This window comes from Bradyrhizobium sp. USDA 10063 (assembly GCF_054063735.1).
The window spans coordinates 7124500-7142691 of the sequence record NZ_JBSSGP010000002.1 but is presented as its reverse complement, the minus strand read 5'-3'; the positions used below and the strand labels follow the sequence as shown (position 1 = coordinate 7142691).

At 66.2% G+C, this 18192-nt stretch carries 17 protein-coding genes and 1 pseudogene; 3 read left to right on the top strand and 15 right to left on the bottom strand.

All coding sequences use genetic code 11. The features are described from left to right. Positions 1-15: 15 nt before the first annotated feature. The 9 genes and pseudogenes from ACVJGD_RS35720 to ACVJGD_RS35680 form a co-directional block, all read right to left on the bottom strand. The gene (locus ACVJGD_RS35720; protein WP_456638597.1) at positions 16-954 is read right to left on the bottom strand and encodes an acyltransferase domain-containing protein; all 939 of its coding nucleotides are present in this window, start codon (positions 952-954) and stop codon (positions 16-18) included. Positions 955-979: 25 nt separating this feature from the next. Continuing rightward, positions 980-1870, bottom strand: a complete 891-nt coding sequence (gene mdcB, locus ACVJGD_RS35715) for a triphosphoribosyl-dephospho-CoA synthase MdcB (RefSeq protein WP_456638596.1) — start codon at positions 1868-1870, stop codon at positions 980-982. After that, a complete protein-coding gene (mdcG, locus tag ACVJGD_RS35710) occupies positions 1867-2514 on the bottom strand; it encodes a malonate decarboxylase holo-[acyl-carrier-protein] synthase (protein WP_456638595.1) in 648 nt (215 codons plus the stop codon). Before mdcG ends, mdcB begins: the two co-directional genes overlap by 4 nt. Continuing rightward, positions 2511-3245, bottom strand: coding sequence for a biotin-independent malonate decarboxylase subunit gamma (gene mdcE / locus ACVJGD_RS35705; protein WP_456638594.1), 735 nt, complete (start codon positions 3243-3245; stop codon positions 2511-2513). The genes mdcG and mdcE overlap by 4 nt, the downstream gene beginning before the upstream one ends. Then, positions 3232-4171: pseudogene (locus ACVJGD_RS35700) on the bottom strand (biotin-independent malonate decarboxylase subunit beta). Before ACVJGD_RS35700 ends, mdcE begins: the two are co-directional and overlap by 14 nt. Next, positions 4168-4485 (bottom strand): malonate decarboxylase acyl carrier protein, encoded by a 318-nt coding sequence (mdcC, locus tag ACVJGD_RS35695; protein ID WP_456638593.1) that lies wholly within the window; start codon positions 4483-4485, stop codon positions 4168-4170. The pseudogene ACVJGD_RS35700 and the gene mdcC overlap by 4 nt, the downstream one beginning before the upstream one ends. Positions 4486-4498: 13 nt before the next feature. Next, positions 4499-6145 carry a malonate decarboxylase subunit alpha gene (mdcA, locus tag ACVJGD_RS35690; RefSeq protein ID WP_456638592.1) on the bottom strand — a complete coding sequence of 549 codons (1647 nt, stop codon included), beginning with the start codon at positions 6143-6145 and terminating at the stop codon, positions 4499-4501. A gap of 150 nt (positions 6146-6295) precedes the next feature. Then, a complete protein-coding gene (locus tag ACVJGD_RS35685; protein WP_456638591.1) occupies positions 6296-6874 on the bottom strand; it encodes a cytochrome b in 579 nt (192 codons plus the stop codon). Beyond that, positions 6871-7929, bottom strand: coding sequence for a catalase family peroxidase (locus ACVJGD_RS35680; protein WP_456638590.1), 1059 nt, complete (start codon positions 7927-7929; stop codon positions 6871-6873). The genes ACVJGD_RS35685 and ACVJGD_RS35680 overlap by 4 nt, the downstream gene beginning before the upstream one ends. Before the next feature lie 194 nt (positions 7930-8123). Here ACVJGD_RS35680 and ACVJGD_RS35675 point away from each other — a divergent pair, with 194 nt between their 5' ends. The 3 genes from ACVJGD_RS35675 (at position 8124) to ACVJGD_RS35665 (ending at position 12752) form a co-directional block, all read left to right on the top strand. Beyond that, on the top strand, positions 8124-9212 hold the full coding sequence (locus ACVJGD_RS35675) for a mandelate racemase/muconate lactonizing enzyme family protein (protein ID WP_456638589.1): 1089 nt from the start codon (positions 8124-8126) through the stop codon (positions 9210-9212). A gap of 421 nt (positions 9213-9633) precedes the next feature. Next, entirely contained in the window at positions 9634-10434 is an 801-nt protein-coding gene (locus ACVJGD_RS35670) for an AAA family ATPase (RefSeq protein ID WP_456638588.1), read from the top strand. Continuing rightward, positions 10431-12752, top strand: a complete 2322-nt coding sequence (locus ACVJGD_RS35665; RefSeq protein ID WP_456638587.1) for a VWA domain-containing protein — start codon at positions 10431-10433, stop codon at positions 12750-12752. The genes ACVJGD_RS35670 and ACVJGD_RS35665 overlap by 4 nt, the downstream gene beginning before the upstream one ends. 176 nt (positions 12753-12928) lie before the next feature. Here ACVJGD_RS35665 and ACVJGD_RS35660 read toward each other — a convergent pair whose 3' ends face one another. Genes ACVJGD_RS35660 through ureE form a run of 6 tightly spaced genes read right to left on the bottom strand, consistent with a single transcriptional unit; the run spans position 12929 to position 18031 of the window. Then, positions 12929-13777, bottom strand: coding sequence for an urease accessory protein UreD (locus tag ACVJGD_RS35660; RefSeq protein ID WP_456638586.1), 849 nt, complete (start codon positions 13775-13777; stop codon positions 12929-12931). Beyond that, positions 13743-14399 carry an urease accessory protein UreG gene (gene ureG, locus ACVJGD_RS35655; protein ID WP_456638585.1) on the bottom strand — a complete coding sequence of 219 codons (657 nt, stop codon included), beginning with the start codon at positions 14397-14399 and terminating at the stop codon, positions 13743-13745. The genes ACVJGD_RS35660 and ureG overlap by 35 nt, the downstream gene beginning before the upstream one ends. A 4-nt stretch (positions 14400-14403) precedes the next feature. Next, complete coding sequence (gene ureC, locus ACVJGD_RS35650; protein ID WP_456638584.1) at positions 14404-16116, bottom strand: urease subunit alpha; 1713 nt, start codon at positions 16114-16116, stop codon at positions 14404-14406. 1 nt (position 16117) lies between these two features. Then, a complete protein-coding gene (locus ACVJGD_RS35645; protein WP_456638583.1) occupies positions 16118-16813 on the bottom strand; it encodes an urease subunit gamma in 696 nt (231 codons plus the stop codon). Between the two features lie 12 nt (positions 16814-16825). Continuing rightward, complete coding sequence (locus ACVJGD_RS35640; RefSeq protein WP_456638582.1) at positions 16826-17497, bottom strand: urease accessory protein UreF; 672 nt, start codon at positions 17495-17497, stop codon at positions 16826-16828. 3 nt (positions 17498-17500) lie between these two features. Continuing rightward, a complete protein-coding gene (ureE, locus tag ACVJGD_RS35635) occupies positions 17501-18031 on the bottom strand; it encodes an urease accessory protein UreE (RefSeq protein ID WP_456638581.1) in 531 nt (176 codons plus the stop codon). Between the last annotated feature and the right edge of the window lie 161 nt (positions 18032-18192).

Below are 18192 nucleotides of genomic sequence, written 5' to 3'. Positions count from 1 at the left end.
CTTCCCGCATGAAACTTAGCGCTCGAGATGGCTAGCCAACCACGCGCGCACCCCTCCGAGCGTTCTGAAGTCATCCAGGGATCGGGTCGGGACACCGCGATGGGCGCCAGCCACCATCTCGCTCAGCGCGCGTCCCGGCCCGAGTTCCAGAAACACCGTCGCTTCGCTCTCGATGCAGGCCTGCAGGCAATCGGCCCATTGCACCGTTTGCGAGATCTGGGCCGCCAGCTTGTCGAGCCCGGTTTTGACGTCAATGACGGGCGCGGCATCGATTGCGCTCAAAAGCCGTATGCCGCCGGCTGGCAGAGACGTCACGGCAAGCTGGCTTAACCGGTCGCGGAATTCCGTCGACGCTTTGGCAAGGCGGCTGGTGTGGGATGCAACCTCCACCGGCACGTCGACCACCCGGGCCGCATTCATCGCCTTCGCATCATCGGCGAGCGCGTTCAATGCTGCGCGGCTTCCGCCCAGGATGAATGCATCGCCCGGATTGACGATGGCGACTTCGGCATCGTGGCGCTCGCATAAGCTATCGATCACATCGCGGGCAAGGCCGCGAACGAACAGCATTCCGTCGCCGGGACGCGTGGCATCGTCCATCGCTTCCGCGCGGCAGGCCACGAGGTCGAGCGTATCCGTCATGCTCACAAGGCCCGCGACGCCCCAGGCCGCGACCTCGCCGACGCTGTAGCCGGCGACGATGAGCCGGTCCGGCATTTGGTCGCGCAGCACGGACGCTGCGGCCAGTGCCTGCAACGTGCAGAGGATCTGGCCGATACGATTGTGGTGCAGCGCTTCCGCGGTCTCGCTGCGGACGATCTGGCGCGGATCGCGGCCGCCAAGCAGAGTCGCCGCATGGGCAAACAGGCTGGCGGCCTCGGGGGCATCGCCGGTAAGAGCGAACATATCGCGATGCTGCCGTCCCTGCCCGGAGCAGAGGATTGCGAGGGTCATGGCAAGCCCAGCATCGCATCGGACATCACGGACAGGACCTTTCGTGAGCATCGACGAAAAGAGTCATGGCCAACAGATCGGCCGATCCGCCGGGGCTGAGCCGGCGGACGACGAAGCTATCGTGGATGGCACCGGCACGCTCCCGCCAATCCGGCGCACCTACGCCGCCCCGGCCGAGAAACTGCCGCGCCACGCGGCGCGCAAACAGCAGGCCGTCCAGCCCGCCGCGGTGCAGCAGGTTGGTGTCCTCGACGACGGCGATCAGCGCAAAGCACGCTTCGACCCGTGCGGCCTCCGCGTCATCGGCAGCAATAAGAGCTCCCCTGCGCAAGGCCGGCAGGCCGACGTGGTAGACGCTGGGAAATCCCTTGGCCGCTTCCGAGCGTGCGCCACCGGCACCGAAACGACGACGGGCCCTCATCCCATGGCTGTGGAGCAGCACAGGCCCACCGAGGATGCTGCTGCCCCACAAGCAGGTCACGGTTGCTCCTAACGACAAAGCGGGATCGACCAGCCCGTTGCTTCTTGCTCCGGCCGCCGCGCACAGCAGCCCGAGGCCGAAGATGGCGCCGCGATGCGTATTGACGCCCGACGTCGCGGCAAACATCGCCGCCTCGGCTTCGAGACCGATGATCCTCAGCCGCTCCATCGCGCAGCCACTGGCGCCGGCTTCCGCCAACGTTGCGAAATATGGGCCGATGGTTTCAGCACTGACGCGCAGCATCCCGGCATCCATATCCTCGTGGCTGCCGCGATCAATGTGACTCACGAGGCCGGGCTTCGGCCATGTCTCCAATTCCAGCAGCAGGCAATCGACCGCGCTTGCCGCGATCGCCGCCGCATTAGGCGCGCACGGCGCCTTCACCTGTGGAAGAGGCGCCCGCTGCTGCGCGCTCCATGCCAGAGCAACACTCATGATCGTATCTCTCCAGCGAGGAAAAGACTTGTATCGAGCAAGGCAACGCCGCCGATGGTCTTGACCAGGACCTGGTCGGCGCCGGCGTGCAACTCCCGCCAGTTCACGGCTGCGCCGTCGTCACGGACCACCTCGCCATCAAGCCGCATCGGCGCCAGCGCCTCGATCTCGGCAAGACCAGCGACGAGGCAGGCGACATCCGTGTCGCGACCAATGCGCAGCAGCAGATCGAGATCGGAACGATCGGTCAGATAATCCAGTCCGGTCAACACGCACCAGGCAAGGCTGCCGAACACCCTTGCTTCCACTGAATGAAGCGAAGCGAGTTCATCGAGACGTTCGAGCGTCGGCCGCCACGCGCGCGGCGCCATTCTGCCGGCTTCCCCCAACGAGGGCGGCGGCGCGATCGAGTGCACGTCTTCGGCCTGCATCAGGAAGGAAAGCCGCCGCTTGCCGGCAAAAGGCGGCAATGGCAGGCCCACCGCCACACCATGTCGCTCGCAAGGCGTGGCCCGCCGGCCGATCAACGGCCAGCCGTTCTCGACCCATGGCGCGACCAGCGGATCGGCCGCCAGATCGCTCCGCGCAGCAAGCGCTTCGCACCAGCTTTCGGGGCGGACAAAGATCAGGTCATGGCGCCTCATCGGTCCCTCAGCGGGGTTTGCATGGCAAGCTCACGGACGCGCTCCGCGATATCGGCGGCCTTCATCCGGCCACCGCGTTCCTTGCCGAGCGCGTCGCGTCGGTCGCGCGCATCGGGCATGTTGCGCAGCAGTTTTTCCAATTGATCGGCCAGCGAGACGGTGTCGTCCCAGGTGACATGCACGGCGCCGAGCTGAACGAGATTTTGCAGGCCGGGAGCGAACACCGGCGTGGACTTGGCTTTCTGCTCCAGCACCTCGATCGGCAGTTTCGTCACCTTGGACATCGACGGCAGGTCCATCACCGCCGGATCGGCGCCCGGCAATGCCACCAGCACGCGGGTCGCGAGCGCGGTGGCGAGGAAGGCGCCGGCCGCCGAGTGGCCGTACAACAGGCCGATGGTCGGACGTCCCTGGATGTCCCCAAGGATGAGCGACTTGGCGAGATGGGCCAGGAACTCGTTCAATCCCAGAAGCTCATCGCGCTTGCTCATGCGCTGGCTGTCACTGTCGACGATGACCAGGATCGGACCGCTTGCGCTCTTGATCGAGCCAAGAACGATGCGGGAGAGCCTGATGGCCTCGTCGACGCCCAGCGCGGTTCTATCCGCGACACCGATGACCAGCGCGCGACCTCCGGATCGCAACGTGCCGAACCCGATCAGAACACCATGATCGTCCTTCACGTCGTGGCCGTCGGGAAACATCGAGGCGAGAATCCTATCGAGCGTCACGGGCAATCCTCCGGACTTTGTCGGCAAGTTCGATGAACTGATCGGCCGGCAACGCAGGAACAGACGCAACGTCCGGAACGCCCTGCGCTGCCCAGATCTCCAGCGCATCCCGGCAGGCGCCAAAGCGCTGCAATCGATCTTCGAGGCGGGACTGCTCGGCGTTCAGCGTGTCGATGCCAAAGCCCGTGGTGGTTTCAAGCAATTCCACGGCAGCCTCACGGAAGGCTTGCACGGTGTCGTCGGCGAAGAGGTCGGCCCCGCCGATCAGCCGCCGGTGCTTGCCGCCCATGGTGCGCCACACCAGGGCTCGGTCGCGCGAATCGAACTCTTCGACGCCGCGATTGGTCTCGATGACTTCCGGCCCGGAGACCGCGATCCGTCCCTGCTCGGACACCGCGAGCGCCGAGCAGCAGCCCGCGATCAATCCGCCGCCGCCATAACATCCCGAGCGGCCGCCGATCAGCCCGATCACCTTCACGCCCGCGGTCCGCGCCTCGACCACCGCGCGCATGATCTCGGCAATGGCGAGCTCGCCCGCATTGGCCTCCTGCAGGCGGACGCCGCCGGTATCGAACAGGATCAAGACCGGAACAGACTTGAGCTCCTTCGCCGCGCGCAGCAATCCGGTCAGCTTGGCGCCGTGGACCTCGCCGAAGGCGCCGCCCATGAAGCGGCCTTCCTGCGCCGCGATGAACACCGGCGATCCTGCAAGGCTCCCGCGGCCGACGATGATGCCGTCGTCGAACTGCGCGGGAAGATCGAACAGCTTCAGATGCGGGCTGACTTCGCGCTGTTCGGGGCCGATGAACTCGACAAAGCTTCCCGGGATCGAGCAGCAGCCGGACCCGTGCCCGCGCCGATGCCTCGTAAAAGCTTGTCGCCCTCGCCTGATCCACCGACGAACTTTCCAGACCCGCGACGCTCATTGCTCGTCCTCCGCCATCAACCGGACGGCCTGGGCAAGACGCAGCGACACGGTGTCGGGTCGCGCGCCGCCGTCATTGATGGAGAATTTGAGCCCGCCGGGCGAGTAGCGCTCGACGAAGTCGGCGACCACGGCGTCCCACACCTCGCCAAAGCCTTCGGCCGCCGTCTTGATCTGCAGCAGGCATTCCGTTTCGGGCAGCACGCGTTCCGCCAGCACTTCCAGATTGCCGGAAGCCACCACCCCGACGATGGCCATTTGCCTGGTCCCGCCGGCACGGCCGCGGGCCTGATGGTGAAAGCTCAAGTCTTCCATCGCCGCTATCCTTTCACCAGTTGCGGAATTGCGAGGGCGGCGCGTAGAGCCCGCCTGACCATCGGACCAGATCCTTGATCGAGCGCGCCGCCAGCATGCTTCGGTCGGCGTCGAGCGGATCGATGCCGAGATCCTCCGGCCGACGGATCACGCCGCGCTCGCGCAGCCGCTGCACCATTTTCTTGTCCCTGCTGCGGCCGACATCGGTGTAACCGGCGACGCCGCGGATCGCCTGTTCGCGCTCATTCGCATCACGGCACAGCAACAGATTCGCGACGCCCTCCTCCGTGACGATGTGGGTGACGTCGTCGCCATAGATCATCACCGGGGCGAGATCGAGCTTGAGCTTCTCGGCGAGCGCGAGCGCGTCGAGCTTCTCGACGAACAGCGGCACATTCTTTTCACCGAAGGTCTCGCCGATCTGCACCACCAGCTTTCGGCCACGGCGGAGCAGCGCCGAGCCGTCGGGATCGGCCTCGCGGCCGGCCTGCAGCCAGGGTTCGCTCGGGTGGCGCCGCCCGCGGGCATCGGCGCCCATGTTCGGCGCGCCGCCGAAGCCGGCGATGCGCGACGTGGTGACGGTAGAGGAATTGCCCTGCAGGTCGATCTGCAGCGTCGAGCCGATGAACATGTCGCAGGCATAGAGGCCGGCGGTCTGGCAGAAGGCGCGGTTGGAACGCAGCGAGCCGTCGGGCCCGGTGAAGAAGACGTCGGACCGGGCGCGGATATAGTCGTCCATGCCGACTTCCGAGCCGAAGCAATGGATCTGCTCGACCCAGCCCGATTCGATCGCCGGAATCAGCGCCGGATGGGGATTGAGCGCAAAATGGCGGGCGACCTTGCCCTTCAGCCCCAGCCGCTCGCCATAGGTCGGCAGCAGCAGTTCGATCGCGGCGGTGGAGAAGCCGATGCCATGGTTCAGCCGCCGCACGCCGTAGGGCGCGTAGATGGCCTTGATCGCCAGCATCGCGGTCAGAATCTGCCCTTCGGTGATCGCGCCGGGATCGCGCGTGAACAACGGCTCGACGAAGAACGGCTTGTCGGCCTCCACCACGAACTGCACCCGATCCGCCGGGATATCGACGCGCGGCACCTTGTCGACGATCTCGTTGACCTGGGCGATCACGATGCCGTTCTTGAAGGCGGTGGCCTCAACCACCGTCGGCGTGTCCTCGGTGTTCGGCCCGGTATAGAGGTTCCCGTCGCGATCGGCGCTGACGGCCGCGATCAGCGCGACCTGCGGCGTGAGGTCGATGAAATAGCGGGCGAACAATTCGAGATAGGTATGAACGGCGCCGAGTTCGATCTTGCCGCCGAACAGCATGCGCGCGATGCGCGCTGACTGCGGTCCGGAATAGGCATAGTCGAGCCTCGTCGCGACGCCGCGATCGAACAGATCGAGATGTTCCGGCAGCACGACGCCGGACTGCACCATATGCAGGCCATTCACCTTGGCCAGGTCGACGGCGAGCAGCGCGCGGCACAGCAGGTCCGCCTGCTTCTGGTTGTCGCCCTCCAGGCACACCCGGTCGCCCGGCCGTATCACCGCCTCCATCAGGCGGGTGGCGTCGCGCGCTTCGACGATCTTGCCCTTCGCCAGTTTCGCGCCGGCCTCGACGCGAGCATCGCGCGCTTCCCTGCCCCGTTGCCAATTCTTCATTCGCCATGCTCCTGGGTCCGCCGCTTGCAGCGTTGGCCTGTCGACCCGGTTAACTTGCGTCGGGAATCTTGTCGCGGCGATCCACTGACGTCCCCTGCGGTCTGACGAGCCTCAAGACATGTGCTATCGGCGCAAGCGAGTTTTGTGATCTCACTCGGCCGCTCTGTACTCGGCCCGCGTGGCTTCATCGTGGATCGGCACCGGCGCCATCGCTGCGAACACGCCGTCATGGCGCACCAGCGCGTGGAACAGCGCCGCGGCGACATGCATCAGGATCAGCGCAAAGAATGCGAACGCCAGATAGAAATGCGCATTCCACAATAGCGTACGCAGGCTGTCGCTCTGCGGCAGGATCGCGGGAAGGTAGATGCCGCCGTATAGCTCGACGGGATAGGCTGATGCCGACAGCATGGCCCAGCCGAGCAGCGGCATGCCGATCATGAGGGCGTAGAGCGCGTAATGCGACAACTCCGCGGCGAGCTTCATCGGCTCCGGCAGATCGGCCGGCAGCGCCGGTGCGCCGTAATAGAAGCGCGTGACCAGGCGGATCAGCGCCAGCACAAAGATCACGGTGCCGAGCGTCTTGTGGATCGAGACCAGCGGCACGTATTTCGGCATGATCGTCGATACCATGCCGACGCCGATGAACAGCATCGTCAGGATGCAGATTGCCATGATCCAGTGCAGCAGGCGCTGAAAGGGAGAGAAGTGATGGCGGATCGCGTTCATGGCTTCGGGCCCGTTACGGTTCGTGGATAATCCTTGGCCTCCGCCGTGCGGAGATCGTACGACTTGGCGTAGACCGACGACCGTGCGGCCGGATAAGGGTCGTCCGATGTGCGCATGCCCGGAGGCAGGACGGTCGGATCGAAGTTGATATCGCGGCAAGGACCATCCGCCTCGGCTTCGATCCGCTGCACGACGAGCGTGCCGACCTCGACGGTGCGACGATCCTCCGGCCAGGCTTTGGTCGGATCCGCGGTGGGATCGCCGGGATTGGCAACCGTCACCGCCATGGTCCAACGCTGCGGGCCGCTGCGAACGCGCTGCGTGATCTCCTGTTCAAGGAAATCAGGACCAAGCTTCTTGAGATCATCCTGTGTGACGGGTGCGACTTTCGCCTCCGGCAGCAACGACCATCGCACCGCGTGATCGGCGCCGGAACTATCGGTGAAGATGAAAGCGTTGAGGCCGTTGAAGCGATCCTCGGCATAGCTGCCGGTCCAGGGCGCAGTCTTGGCCCACGCGCCGAACGGCGCAAACTCCGGATGCGCTTCGGCAAACGCCTTCATGGCGTTGGGGTCCTTGCTGCCCGCTGCGACCAGCAGTTCGTGAAAGCCTTCCGGCGTCGAAGCAGCGAAGACCGGCGCATTGATCATCGCCGTGCGCCATTCCTGGCCATTCGGCGGCATGATCCGCAATCCCAAGCCGCGCACGCGGACCGTGGCATCCGCGGCTTCCGGATTGGGCGTGCCCAGATTGAAGCGTCCCAGCGCCGGATACTGGCCGGCAGCAAGCACCGAAGCACGCGAGATCGCGGCGCCATTGCCGTTGGCTTCGAAGACGCCGGTGAAGCAGATACCCTTGGCGTGATTGCGGCGGTGACCGAGCGCCGGGCCGCTGGGAGGCGCCAACGCCTCCAACATCTTCCAGGGCGTGAGGCGCTCGGGCGAAAGCCACCCCGCGGTGTAGGCGAAGGCGGCCGCGCTGCCGGCAACGACGACGCCGATCAACACGAGTGATCCCAGCACGGAACGTGCGGGAGATGGACGCGGCTCGGGCATTCAGACCTCACGATGACGATGGATGGTTCCGTCTTGTGCCCGCTACTATCCCTCTGGAGCAGAGGCCGGTCTTCCCGAACCTGCCAACACTCTTTCAAAATCGCACGCTGGCATCACCAACGCGCTCCCCGACGGAAGGGATTGTCGCTCCGCCGGCATCGTCCTAACCTGCAAGAAAAACAGGTGGAAACGCGATGGCACGTATCAAGACTATCGAGACCGGGCTCTACCGGATTCCGCTGTCGGTCACGCTGTCCGACAGCACGCATGGCGAAATCAAGGCATTCGAGCTCATCACCGTTCGCGCGCGCGATGCTGACGGCGCCGAGGGCGTGGGCTACACCTACACGGTCGGTCGCAATGGCGGCGCCATCGCCGACATCCTTCGGCGCGAGGTTCCCGAATTGATCGAGGGCCGCGAGGCCGACGATACCGAAGCGCTGTGGCACCATGTCTGGTGGGGCCTGCACTACGGCGGGCGCGGCGGCCCCACCGTGCTCGCGCTCTCGGCACTGGACATCGCGCTTTGGGACTTGAAGGCGCGGCGCGCCAAACTTCCGCTCTGGCGCCTGCTCGGTGGGTTCGATCAGCGCGTCCCCTGCTATGCCGGCGGCATCGACCTCGATCTGTCGGTGGATGCCCTGCTGACGCAGACCGACGACAATCTGGGCAAGGGCTTTCGCGCCATCAAGATGAAGGTGGGTCGACCCGATCTCGGCTCCGACGTCGCGCGCGTGCAGGCGATGCGCAAGCATCTCGGCGACGGCTTTCCGTTGATGGCCGACGCCAACATGAAATGGACGGTGGAGGAAGCCATCCGCGCGGCGCGGGCGCTGCAGCCGTTTGATCTCACCTGGCTCGAAGAGCCGATCATTCCTGACGACGTCGCCGGCCACGCCCGGATCCTCGCTGCAGGCGGCGTGCCGATCGCGGCGGGCGAGAACTTACGCACGCTCTGGGAGTTCAAGAACTACATCGCCAATGGCGCGGTCTCCTATCCGGAGCCTGATGTCACCAATTGCGGCGGCGTGACTTCGTTCATGAAGATTGCGCGGCTTGCCGAAGCCTTCAATCTTCCCGTCACCAGCCACGGCGCGCACGACATCACCGTGCACCTGCTCGCGGCCTGCCAGAACCGTTCCTACCTCGAGGCGCACGGCTTTGGCCTCGATCGTTATATCGAGCATCCACTGGTGCTCGAAGAAGGCATGGCACTGGCGCCGACCCGCGCCGGCCACGGCGTCAACTTCGACTGGAAGGGACTTGAACGACTTGCGGCGTAAGGCCGGCCGTCCGGAATTTTGCTCGCCGCGAACTCGGCGCGCGGATATTCCGATCCTCGTCATCTACGGCGCTGAGACGCCGCCGAGATCGCACGCGGAGATCGAGGCCCTCACCCAAGGCCGGGACGACACTGAGAGTGAGGTTGAGAGCAGTGCACGCCACTCTTTCCCCTCACCCTGAGGAGCCGCGAAGCGGCGTCTCGAAGGGCGAGGCCACCGGCGGCACCGCTTGCCACCCCGCATTCCGCTTGTCTTGGCGCCCCTTTCGCGTTCTAATCGCGACCTGAGGCGTTTGATCGCCTGTCCGCACGCTTCGATGCTGCAGCGTGTTTCAAGGCAACGACTGCCAATCCCATTCACGAAGGGACGGTGGCGCTCGGCCTTGCGGCATCAATCCTTCGTCATGCACGGAGGATGTTTCATGAATCTCGACGCCTACCGGATCGCCGACGAGCCCTACTACCAGCCGCTCGGCCATGAGATCGAGACGTTTCAGGCGGCCTATGTCGAGCGCCTGCCGGTGATGCTGAAGGGACCGACCGGCTGCGGCAAGACCCGCTTCGTCGAGCACATGGCCTGGCGGCTCGGCAAGCCACTGATCACGGTGGCGGCGCACGAGGACATGACCGCCGCCGACCTTGCCGGACGCTACCTGCTCGAGCCGCAGGGAACCGTGTGGCACGACGGGCCGCTGACGCTTGCGGTGCGCCACGGCGCGATCTGCTATCTCGACGAGATCGTCGAGGCGCGGCAGGACACCACGGTGGTGATCCATCCGCTCACGGATGCCAGGCGTATCCTGCCGCTGGAGAAGCACAACGAGATCGTGCCGGCGCACAGCGATTTCCAGCTCACGATCTCCTACAATCCGGGCTACCAGAGCGCGGTCAAGGACCTGAAGGAATCGACCAAGCAGCGCTTCGTCGCGATCGATTTCTCCTATCCGCCGCCGACCACCGAAGCCGCCATCATCGTCCGCGAAAGCGGCACCGACGACGAGCTTGCCGGCATCCTGGTTGCGATCGCGCAGCGCTCGCGCAATCTGCAGGGCCATGGCCTCGACGAAGGCGCCTCCACCCGCATGCTGATCCATGCCGGTCGGATGGTGCGCGCGGGATTACCGCTCGATGTCGCCGTGCAATCCTCCATCGTGCTGCCGATCACGGACAATCCAGATATCCGCGCAGCGCTCAGCGACGCCATCCAGGCCTGCCTGCCGTGAACGCAGCCAAACAGGTCACGCTGCATCTGGTGCCTCCCGACGAGGAGGACAGCGCGACGCGCCAAATCCATCGCCTGATGCTCCAGCGCGACACGTTGCGGCCGCTGTTCCTGACAGCCTGGGACGATCTCTCGCATCGTTTCGATGTCAACGAGCTCGAAGCCTGGGCCGGCGCCGTGCTGACGCTCGCCCATGTCAATGCAGGTCCCGCCTGCCTGATCGCCTATTGGGAGGCCAGCAAGAGCGGCGCTGCCGGCAGGCAGGAGATCGCACCGCTGCTGGTGGCAGGCCAGATGGCCGCCGACATCTGCCGAAACGCCGGCGCGCAGGCTGCGACCGCCGCGCTGCAGGCGCTGCCGGTTGCCACACGCGTCTTCGGCAGCGGTCCGACGCTGGCAAGATGGTGGCGGGTGATGGATGTGCTGGCGCTGCAAGCGCCGGAATCGGTTGCGCCGGTCGCAGACAACATCGCCGCAATTCTCGCCCCCGGCACGATCGACGCCTTCGAGAATTTCGTCGCGGCCGGACTGAAATTCGCCTCCGGCAACAAGGCGCGGCGGCTGGCGTTCTTCCGCCTCGAGGACGAACTCGCGCACCGCATGATCGCCCGCGATCTCGGCGGCGTGACGTTCCTGGAAACCGAGATCGAGCTGAAGGCCTTCGTCACCGCGCTCTGGGGCAAGCCGCCTTTGCTGCGCAGCTTTGCCGCCGACAACAGCCAGGCGCCGCAGCGGCGCACCTCGATTGCCGGCCCCCTGATCCGGCTGCCGGAAACCTTTCGCGGCGTGCAGGGCGATGCTGCGCGAGCGCTGTTCCGGGCGGCGGCGGCGCATGCGCAGGCGCATCTGGTGCTGGGCAACGGCCTGTTTCCGGTCGGCACGCTGAAGCCGCTGCAGATCGCGCTCGTCAACCTGATCGAGGACGCCCGCATCGAGACGCTGGCGATGCGGCAACTGCCGGGCCTGCGGCGGCTGTGGGCGCCCTACCATGTGGCCACGCCGTCGGGCGTCGTCGCGGCGCCGACATTGATGGCGCGGCTGGCGCGGGCGCTGTTCGATCCAGCCTATGCCGATGACGACAGCTTCGTCGCCAAGGGCCGCGCGATGTTCGCCGCAGCCTTGCCTCGCATCGAGGATCCCGCCATCAGCCGCGAGATCGGCATGCTCCTGGGCAACGACCTCGGCCAGATGCGGGTGCAGTTCAACGTCAAGACCTACGTCGTCGAACCCGTCTATCGCGATGATGGATCAGGACTCTGGGACTTTGGCGAGAATGCTCCTCCCGCGGGCGAGGTGATGGAGCTGCCTGTCGATGCGGTGCGGATGGAGCGCCAGGAAGCGCGGGACGGTGACAACAACGAGCCGGATGAGCAAGGTGAAGCGCTCGGACACGGCCGGCCGGTGGCGCCAGACCAGCGCGGCACCATCATCGCGAAATACCCGGAATGGGACCGCGCGCATGGCATCGAGCGCCCCGAATGGACCACGGTGCGCGAGGTCACCGCGCACCCCAGTGATCCGCGCCTGATCGAGGCGGCGCTCGACCACGCCGAGGCGCTGCGCAGCCGGATCGGACGACTGGTGCGCGGGGTGCGGATCGGCCGCACCATTCGTCTCAACCGGCAGCATGAGGGCCACGACATCGATATCGACGCCGCGCTCGATGCCGGCATCGCGCTGCGCATCGGACAGGAGCCGGATCCGCGCGTGTTCCGCTCATCGACATCAGTTCATCGGGATCTCGCGGCGCTGCTCCTGATCGACGTTTCCGAGTCGACGCGCGACCGGCTCGCCTCCGGCGCAACCGTTCTCGATGTCGAACGGCTGGCGGTTGCGGTGCTGGCGGAGGCGATGGGAAGGCTCGGCGATCCCTTCGGCCTGCTGGCGTTCGCTTCGGACGGACGCGACGACGTCAGGATGACCACGGTAAAGTCCTTCGAGGAGCCGTATGACCGAAGCTGCGTGGCGCGGCTCGCCGGACTGCGATCCGGATTGTCGACGCGGCTCGGCACCGCGCTGCGCCATGCGGGGAAGGTCATCGGCAAGACCAATTCCGGCCGCAAGCTTGTGATCGTGCTGACCGATGGCGAGCCGTCCGATATCGACGTCTCCGATCCGCTCGACCTCGTCGAGGATGCGCGGCGCGCCGCGCTCGGCCTCAAGAACGGCGGCATCGATGCCTACGGCGTGGTGCTCGGCAAGGCCGGCATTGAGGCGTCGTCGCGGATCTTCGGGCGAGGCAACACGATGATGGTGCACCGGATCGAGGATCTGCCGGGGCGGCTGTCCGAACTCTACTTCCGCCTGGCGCGGCGCTGAGCAGCCCCGTTGACTTCACCTCTCCCGCTTGCGGGAGAGGTCGGCGCATAGCGCCGGGTGAGGGCTCTCTCCACACGAAAAGTCCCATCGTGGAAGCACCCTCACCCCAGCCCTCTCCCGCAAGCGGGAGAGGGAGCGCAGTGTCAATCGCGGCTGCAATTCATCAGGCGTTGTGCTTACTTGCGGCGGCGCGCGAGATCAGAGCCAAGTGCCGCGCGTCCGGCGACATGGAACGCCGCCTCGAGCCCGCGCGCGAGCGTACCACCGTCCGGTGCCAATATCCGCATCGCGAGCCCAGCCTGGTTCGGCGCCGCCGAAGCACCGGACAGGCAGCCGCTTCCGTCGACGATCTGGCCGAGCGTTCCGACATCGGGCAATTTGTCCGGCGGGGCGATCAGCACGACGGTCGCGACGGCCGCCATGTCGCCGAGCGCTCCAGCGCGCATCTCATCGCCGCGGATCGATCCACGATCGAGCAGCAGGGTGCGGCCATCCGGCCGCAGGATGCGCTGCCGGCTGGAGAACGACGCGAACGGCCGCCCCGCCTGCCGCGGATCGTGCACGGCGAATCCGTCGGCCAGGAGCAGCACTGCATCGTCGGCGACGGTCGCGATCGTGTCGAGGCACAGATCGGCGCCGGGAAACAGCACATAGGGATCGCTCGCGATCGCGCAGAACGCGCCCGGACCGACCGTGATGGATTGCTGCTGCAGCGCGCCGGAGCAGCGTCCGTGATGCACCACGGTGGACGCCTGTGTCGTCAGGTGAAATGCAGCGTTGGGGCTAACCGTCACATCGAGCTTGAGGCGGTCGCCGGCATAGAGGCCGCCGGAGGCCGATTGCAGATAGAGCGTCAGCAACTCGGGTCGCGCGGCGTCCAGATAGAAGCCGCGGGTGACGTGAAAGGGATAGCCGACATGCTGGCGCCGGAGCATGGTGCGGCCGCCGGCGAGATCCGCGGCGAGATGCGCCTCGGCGTGGCGGCCGGAGTCAAACGCGGAAGAGGACAGCGGCAGAGATCGCATCGGCAACCGCCTCGATGCCGGCACCGGAGCGCGCGTTGGTCGCAAGCACCGGCCGCCCACCCCTCACCCTGACAGCCTCGGCAAGCATCGGTTCGAGCTCGACACCGACATGCGGCGCAAGATCGACCTTGTTGACGACGAGGAGATCGCAACGGAGCAGGCCCGGTCCCTTCTTGCGCGGAATGTCGTCGCCGCCGGCAACGTCGATCACGAACATCCACCAGTCGACCAGATCGAGTGAGAAGGTCGAGGCGAGATTGTCGCCGCCGGATTCGAACAGAATCAGTTCGAGCCCGGGAAACCGCGCTTCGAGATCGTCGCCGGCGGCGATGTTGAGCGTCGGGTCCTCGCGGATCACGGTGTGCGGACAGGCGCCCGCCTCGACCGCCGAGACACGCGCCGGATCGATCAGGCCGGAACGGCGCAACCGCTCGGCATCCTCCTTGGTGACGAGATCGTTGGTCACCACGGCGAAATCGATGCCGCGGCGCTGCAGGACCGGGATCAGCGCCTCGATCAGCGCGGTCTTGCCGCAGCCGACGGGACCACCGATGCCGACGCGCGCCGCGGCCGGACCGGTGTGGACTGCAGTGCGCTCAGCAGGGCGTAGCTTGTCGAGCATCGCATCACCTCAGCATATAGCGCCGCGCCAGCGGCAGTTCGCGCGCCGGCTCGCAGGTCGCGAGCGCGCCGTCGACGAAGACGTCGAAGGTTTCGGGGTCGACGGTGATCTTCGGACAAAGATCGTTCCAGAGCATGTCGCGCTTGGAGAGCTTTCGCGTCCCCTTCACCGGCAGCAGTTGCTTCGACAGACCGAGCGAGCCGGCGAGATCGCGCTCCAGCGCCAGCGGATGCACGAAGCAAGCTGACAGCGCCGCCGGCGCGCGGCCGAATGCGCCCCATTGCGGGCGCATCAGCATCGGCTCGCAGGTCATCAGCGAGGCCGCGCTGTCGCCCATCGCGCCCCAGGCGATGAAGCCGCCCTTGATCACCAGCTCCGGCTTGATGCCAAAAAACGCCGGCCGCCACACCACGATGTCCGCAAGCTTGCCGTCCTCCAGCGAGCCGACATGGTCGGCGATGCCAAAGGTCTTGGCCGCATTGATGGTGTATTTCGCGACATAGCGGCGGATGCGCGCGTTGTCGCCAAAGCCTTGGCGATCGTCCGGCAGCGCGCCGCGCTGATCCTTCATCTTCGAGGCGAGCTGCCAGGTGCGGCAGATCACCTCGTGGATGCGGCCCATGCCCTGGCTGTCTGAGCCGAGCATCGAGATCGCGCCGATGTCGTGCAGCACGTCCTCGGCGGCGATGGTCTGCGCACGGATCCGGCTTTCCGCGAACGCCACATCCTCCGGGATCGCCGGATTGAGGTGGTGGCAGACCATGGTCATGTCGAGATGTTCGTCGAAGGTGTTGACCGTGAACGGATTGGTCGGGTTGGTCGACGACGGCAGACAGTGCATCTCGCCGGCGACGCGGATGATGTCGGGCGCGTGGCCGCCGCCGGCGCCTTCGGTGTGGTACATGTGGATGGTGCGGCCGCCGATCGCTTCCAGCGTGTTCTCGACGAAGCCGGATTCGTTCAGCGTATCGGTGTGGATCTGGACCTGGAAATCGTACTCGTCGGCGACGCGGAGGCAGGTGTCGATCGCGGCCGGCATCGAGCCCCAGTCCTCGTGCAGCTTCAGTCCCATCACGCCGGTCTCGAGCTGCTCGACCATCGGCGGCGCGCGATGCGAATTGCCGCGGCCGAGGAAGCCGAAATTCATCGGCCAGGCTTCGGCGGCCTGCAGCATCTTGCCGGTATTGTTGAAGGGACCGCCGGAATCGATGCCGACCGTGATCGGCCCGAGCGAGCCGCCGATCATGGTGGTGATGCCGCTGGCAAGCGCATGCTCGACGAGGCCGGCGCTGTCGAAATGAACGTGGACGTCGATCGCGCCGGGCGTCGCGATCAGGCCCTCGCAATCGCGCACGGTGGTGCCGGTCGAAACGATCAGCCGCGGATCGACGCCGTCCATGATCGCAGGGTTGCCGGCCTTGCCGATGCCGACGATGCGGCCGTTTTTGATTCCGAGATCGCCCTTGACGATGCCGATGACGGGATCGATCACCATGACATTGCAGAGCAGGAAGTCGAGCGCGCCTTCGGCCGAGGTGATGCCGGCCATGCCGATGCCGTCGCGCAAGGTCTTGCCGCCACCGTGCAGGCACTCGTCGCCATAGACGGCGTGATCCTTCTCGACCACGGCGATCAGCGAGGTATCACCAAGGCGGACGGAGTCGCCGGTGGTCGGGCCATAAAGTGCGGCGTAGTCGCGCCGTTCGATGATCGCCACCTTATGCTCCCCTGAAATCGCGCGCGCGTGCTCGCGCCAGCGCGGCGTCGCGCACGGCGGGATCGCTGCCGACGCCGTCGGTGAGATTGTTGAGCCCGGTCAGTTCGCGGCGCCCGCCGAATTCGACCAGCGACACCTCCTTCGACGCGCCGGGCTCGAAACGCACCGCCGTGCCGGCGGGAATGTCGAGCCGCATGTTGAAGGCGCTCGCGCGATCGAACTCGAGCGCCTTGTTGACCTCGAAGAAATGGAAATGCGAGCCGATCTGGATCGGACGGTCGCCGGTGTTCACGGCCGTGAGCTTCACTTGACGCCGCCCGGCGTTGAGCTCGAGCTGGCCGTCGAGCGCAGTGATGACGCCGGGATGCTCGGTGTCGGCGGCAGCGCCCGGCGGCGGGCGGATCGGCTCATGCACGGTGACGAGCTTGGTGCCGTCAGGGAAGACGCATTCGACCTGGATGATGTGCATCATCGCAGCAATCCCGGGCAGCACGTCATCGGTGGAGAGGATCGTGGAGCCATGGCCGATCAGATCGGCGACCGAGCGGCCGTCACGCGCGCCTTCGAGAATTTCGTCGGTGATAACAGCGACCGCCTCCGGATAGTTCAGCTTCAATCCCCTGTTACGGCGGCGGCGCGCCAGTTCGGCGGCGTTGAAGATGGTCAACCGTTCCAGTTCCGTGGGCGTCAGCAGCATGCTGTCTCACTCTCAATTGGCAAACAGCCGCAGATCGGCCTGCGCGTGGCGCGCCGCGGCGATGTCGAGGAAAGGTGCGAAGCTTTCGAGCTCGGCATCGGGCGCCGTCTCGCTCATCGCGAGCTGCTCGATCAGCGGCAGGCAATCGGCGAGCACCTCCTGCCCCTGCAGCGCGCCGACCGCCCCTAAGCGGATGGCGGCAGTGATCAGGCCCGAGGCGACGGTGTAGCCCGAGGTCAATTGCGCCAGGTTTTCGTCGAGCCCGACCGAAGACCAGACCGCGCCCTGCATGACCGCGATATGGCCGAGGCATTCGCCCGAGCGCACCGCGTCGCGCAGGATGGCCGCGAGATCGTTGCCGATCCGCGCATGCGACGCGAGAAACGACGCACCGTTGCGGCGCGAGCCCGTGCGCAGGCTCTCAACCAGGGTCGACGCCTCCACCTCGCGATCGACGGCGGCGATGACGGCGAGATCGCCGTTGCAACGGAAGGCGCGCAACAGTGCGACGCGGTCGTAACTGGCCCAGCGGTGCTTCAGAGCCGCCGACACCAGCCGCTTCAATTCGCGCGCGTCGAGGCCGTGGCGCAGGGCGATGATGCCCTCGATCCCATAGGAGAAGGCGAAGGAGCCGCTGGGAAACGCCCCATCCGCCTGCCATAGCGCTCGCAAGGTCGACAGCATCGCTTAATGGCTCTGGTCGTGGTGGTGGACGTGATGCCCGTCGTGGCCGTCCTCCGATGCCGTATGGTCCGGCACGTCCTCCTCCTCGTCGAGCACGCTGATGCCGACGCGGCGCGAGGCGACCATGTCCTCCAGTCGCGCGATGTAATCCTCGGGCCGGCCTTCCAGCGCCACGAACAGCACCTCGCCGCCGAAGCGGACGCGCCAATGCAGGTTGCCGACGTGATAGCCGAGCTCGATCGCATCCGCGATCGAGCGCGGCTCGAGCTTCAGCCAGCGCTCGGTCGCCGCCCGCACGACGATCGCGCTGTCGTTCTCCAGCACGAGCACCGCGCCATCGAACAGTTTCTGGTGGCGCGGCAGCGCGATCGCCAGCTCGACGCCGCCGCGGGTGGTGATCAAGAGCCGCCGCCGCGCCAGATCTGCCACGGGCACGTTGACGACATCGACTGCGCCGCGATGCTCGAGCCGATGCAGCTCCTCGGACAGTTCCGGCTCCAGCCGGCTACCGAGCACACGGTCGATGCGCAGCATCGCAGTCTCCTTCCCACATCTTCACCTCTCCCGCTTGCGGGAGAGGTCGGCGCACTCGGATCAGCGCGTTGCGCTGTCCGAGCACAGGCTCCGCGCCGGGTGAGGGCTCTCTTCCCACGGAAAGTCCCGTCGCGGAGATACCCTCACCCCAACCCTCTCCC

Coding starts and splice junctions, on each gene's coding strand:
- ACVJGD_RS35720 (WP_456638597.1), bottom strand. CDS start 954: ATGACCCTCGCAATCCTCTGCTCCGGGCAGGGACGGCAGCATCGCGAT.
- mdcB (WP_456638596.1), bottom strand. CDS start 1,870: ATGAGTGTTGCTCTGGCATGGAGCGCGCAGCAGCGGGCGCCTCTTCCA.
- mdcG (WP_456638595.1), bottom strand. CDS start 2,514: ATGAGGCGCCATGACCTGATCTTTGTCCGCCCCGAAAGCTGGTGCGAA.
- mdcC (WP_456638593.1), bottom strand. CDS start 4,485: ATGGAAGACTTGAGCTTTCACCATCAGGCCCGCGGCCGTGCCGGCGGG.
- mdcA (WP_456638592.1), bottom strand. CDS start 6,145: ATGAAGAATTGGCAACGGGGCAGGGAAGCGCGCGATGCTCGCGTCGAG.
- ACVJGD_RS35685 (WP_456638591.1), bottom strand. CDS start 6,874: ATGAACGCGATCCGCCATCACTTCTCTCCCTTTCAGCGCCTGCTGCAC.
- ACVJGD_RS35680 (WP_456638590.1), bottom strand. CDS start 7,929: ATGCCCGAGCCGCGTCCATCTCCCGCACGTTCCGTGCTGGGATCACTC.
- ACVJGD_RS35675 (WP_456638589.1), top strand. CDS start 8,124: ATGGCACGTATCAAGACTATCGAGACCGGGCTCTACCGGATTCCGCTG.
- ACVJGD_RS35670 (WP_456638588.1), top strand. CDS start 9,634: ATGAATCTCGACGCCTACCGGATCGCCGACGAGCCCTACTACCAGCCG.
- ACVJGD_RS35660 (WP_456638586.1), bottom strand. CDS start 13,777: ATGCGATCTCTGCCGCTGTCCTCTTCCGCGTTTGACTCCGGCCGCCAC.
- ureG (WP_456638585.1), bottom strand. CDS start 14,399: ATGCTCGACAAGCTACGCCCTGCTGAGCGCACTGCAGTCCACACCGGT.
- ACVJGD_RS35645 (WP_456638583.1), bottom strand. CDS start 16,813: ATGCTGCTGACGCCCACGGAACTGGAACGGTTGACCATCTTCAACGCC.
- ACVJGD_RS35640 (WP_456638582.1), bottom strand. CDS start 17,497: ATGCTGTCGACCTTGCGAGCGCTATGGCAGGCGGATGGGGCGTTTCCC.
- ureE (WP_456638581.1), bottom strand. CDS start 18,031: ATGCTGCGCATCGACCGTGTGCTCGGTAGCCGGCTGGAGCCGGAACTG.